General features: G+C 31.2%; 3 protein-coding genes. All 3 read left to right on the top strand.

Annotated elements, in window-relative coordinates:
• Window positions 1-95: 95 nt before the first annotated feature.
• Window positions 96-1334 carry a replication initiation factor domain-containing protein gene (locus ABT112_RS35030; RefSeq protein WP_057719803.1) on the top strand — a complete coding sequence of 413 codons (1239 nt, stop codon included), beginning with the start codon at window positions 96-98 and terminating at the stop codon, window positions 1332-1334.
• A 224-nt stretch (window positions 1335-1558) separates the two neighbouring features.
• On the top strand, window positions 1559-1777 hold the full coding sequence (locus ABT112_RS35025) for a DUF3173 family protein (protein ID WP_057719801.1): 219 nt from the start codon (window positions 1559-1561) through the stop codon (window positions 1775-1777).
• On the top strand, window positions 1755-2336 hold a 582-nt coding region (locus ABT112_RS35020), incomplete at its 3' end, for a hypothetical protein (protein WP_351515817.1). The genes ABT112_RS35025 and ABT112_RS35020, both read left to right, overlap by 23 nt.

The following is a 2336-nucleotide window of genomic DNA, read 5'->3' as shown; positions in this document are numbered from 1 at the left end:
CACAGCAAATTTGAATGAATCTTGTTCTAAATCAGCTGGAATTTTTACGCAAAAAAATCAGTAAATTTCACCGAAAATAAGAACAATGGAGAATAATGTTAACTGAAAAAGAACAAGAATTACTCAACGATTCTTATTTCGAGAATCTTAATCAATCAAAAAATAATGAACAAAAAACTTTACTACAATCACAAAAAAAATTACACAGCTTAGTTGACTGGCTAAAACTTGCGATTCCTATGACTTATGAAGAAATGATAGTTAAAGTCTTGGGTTTACCTCTAGAACTCTTTGACGAGCAAGAAGGAAAATTGCCACACTCTAAGCAAAACAAAGTTCTAAGATTATCTGGAGTAGCTGTATGGCATTCAGAAGAAACAAGGGAAATCATCTTAGACATTAGCGGTACAGGTCTACAATTTTTACGAGAAAATATTTTCTTTGATTATTCAGAAGTGCAAATTATTACTATCTTACTTGATAGAATATTAGAGTGTATAGGTTATGAAAATCAAACTATGGTTGCTAAACGAGCGATTATAAACTGTCAACGAATAGATTTGACCGTAGATGATAAAAATTCAAAACCTTTTTACATCCCTAAAAAAATTAGAAAATACTTTGTGAATGGCAAAGCAAAATTCGGGAAAACAACAAAAATATCAAGTGAAATAGATGACTTGACAGGAGCTTTAAGCTTTTATATCGGAGATAGAGAACATCGAAAAATTCTAGTTCGAATTTACGATAAGTTCATAGAAAGGCAGACGAAAGAAAATTTAACAGAAACGGAACTAATTCAACTTTATAATACTATCAGTTGGATACGTACGGAAGTTGAATTTCATGATCGTTATGCGGATGAAATCTTATGGGCAATCTATGAATTAGGGCAAAAAGAAGATAGTAATTTATTAGAATTCGTTAAAGGATATCTTGATAATAAAATGCAATTCCGTCCGCCTGATAATTACATTTCAAAAAAAGAAAAATATCGTCCAAGATTTTGGAAAGATTTTATAGCTAAAGCAGAAGAAGTAAGTATTAAAGTTCCGCGTAGAGAAAGAGTGCCATTCTCAAAGAAATTATCAAATTATACTTTTCTTGGTAAAGGCGGGGGAATGGGGGCAATCATAAGGTTTATGACTAATCATCATCTCCCTTTCCCAGAAGAGGTGGGAAGTGAAAAAGATATCTATGATAAAGCAAGCATATCAAGAGAATTAATTGACAAGTTTACTGAGTACCTCCTATTTGTTGGAAGAGAAGACCTTTTAAAAGAATTTCAAGAGATGGTGCAAAATAACAATAATAACTTTAGTAAGGAAAAATAAGTATGTATCTAAAAAAAGCAAACACACGCCTAGCAAAAAAATTAAGTGAAAATGTTCCTTTTGTTCCAGGTACTTGGTACATCAAAATGAACGAAAATGGTACACCAGTAAAAACATTGCAAGGTCAATCACTCTATACTTGTATGAATAATGAGGCGCTATATGACTCATTGAAAACTAGAGAATTTACTCACGTAGAATATTAAAATAGAATGGAGATAACTATGAATATCATAACCAAAGATGAAATTATTGAACAAACAGGAATGACTAAATCTGTGGCTTCTAGGATTATTCGAGAAGGTAAACAGGAAATGGTTAAAAAAGGCTATCCTTTTTACAATAATAAGAGATTAAATTTTTGCCCTTTAGAAGTAGTAAATAAGATGCTTGGGTTGGAATTGAAAGGAAATGAATATCATGCCATTAAGAGTGCATCCTAGAGGAAAAAAATGGGAATATAGAATAAAAGATAGTAAAGGAAATCATGTAGTTAGTAAAGGGGGATTTCTTACCGAAAAAGAGGCTAAAATAGCTGGTAAGGAAGCCGAGCTGGACTATCTAAAAGGTACAAGATTTGATAACAATTCTACAGTTTATGAACTTTACCAAAAATGGTATAACTTGGAGATTCTTCCATCTAACAGAAGTGTTCAAACTAAAATAAAGTATCAAAGATTCTTCAAAAAAATTGATAAATATTTTGGAAAACTAGTAGCAAGTAAAATCAAATATAGTCAATATCAGGAAATAATGAATCAAATAGGTCAAGGTGTAGGGCCAGACTATCTATCTCGGCTAAATTCTAGCATTAGAAGTGCAGTACAACTTGCTAGAAGGGATTTACTTAATATAAATGATTTTACTGAAGGGGTGAGATTACATGCACAAAAACTCCCAAAAAATCCTGAGGATAAATATATTTCGAGTTTATCAGATTATCAAAAAATAATTGATTATTTAAGGTCAATAATGGAATATAAAAAAAGTGTTATGCCATAT

This window comes from Streptomyces sp. NPDC002055, assembly GCF_040296705.1.
Classification (GTDB): Bacteria; Actinomycetota; Actinomycetes; order Streptomycetales; family Streptomycetaceae; genus Streptomyces.
This window is presented reverse-complemented; position numbering and strand designations above follow the sequence as displayed.